This window comes from Helicobacter sp. T3_23-1059 (assembly GCF_053654515.1).
Map to the genome: position 1 here is coordinate 1 of NZ_JBSIUV010000171.1, position 861 is coordinate 861.

At 32.6% G+C, this 861-nt stretch carries 2 protein-coding genes; both read left to right on the top strand.

Annotated elements, in window-relative coordinates:
- The coding region (locus ACWIX0_RS13870) for a T6SS effector amidase Tae4 family protein (protein ID WP_454174568.1) at positions 1-623 on the top strand (623 nt) is incomplete at its 5' end.
- A 10-nt stretch (positions 624-633) separates the two neighbouring features.
- A partial coding sequence (locus ACWIX0_RS13875; RefSeq protein ID WP_454174569.1) for a hypothetical protein occupies positions 634-861 on the top strand: 228 nt, incomplete at its 3' end.

Genomic DNA, 861 nt, shown 5'->3' on the forward strand with positions numbered 1-861 from the left:
CAAAAAATAATTTTTTTGAACCAAATACAATATTTAGAAATAGAGATGTTGCTGTGGCAGAAGCTGTATTTGGCAAGATTGGTGGAAAATTAGAGGAGGCTAGAATTGAAGCTGAAAAAGAAAAGCAAAAAGGCAAAGAAGTTGAAACATATATAAATACTTGCGCCACAAGAGTGTGCTATGCGCTCAATAAAAGTCCAATGCCAATCACATTTGAAAAAGTTGCAAAAACTACAGGAACAAAATGGACAGGGGCAGATAAATATTTCTATTATACGGGAGTTTATGGACTAAAAAGCTTTTTAGATACAAATTGGAAAGAATTAGACTATAAAAAATCTACAGAGAATATATATGGCAATATAAAAGCACAAATACAGCAAGGCGAACCAAAAGATTTTTTTCATTTTATGGGAACACAAGCAGAGAATGATGCTTTTTTTGATGAAATTTCTACATTAAAGCACAAGAAAAAAGGCATTATTTTGCTATTTGGAGCTGTGCGACACGCAACACTTTGGAATGGATACAATTTTGTTGATGTAGCTATTGGGTATGGAAATAACTATCTTAAAGATACAACGCGACTAATAAAAGAAGTTTATTTTTGGGAAATAATATAAGGAATGAAAAATGAAGCTATTTTTTGCAATGTTATTGTCGTTTTGTCTTTGCTATGGCACGGGAGAGAGACTTTTAGATGAGCGGGTTGCCAAACTCGTTTTTGATAAGCAATACCAAATCACAAGCATAAAACGAGCAGGACTAGAATACTGCCTAAATTACGAACAATTAAGACGAAAAAGTTTATCCAAAGAGGAGCAAAAATCATTTTTTCCTTATGAATATTATCGCTTTGAT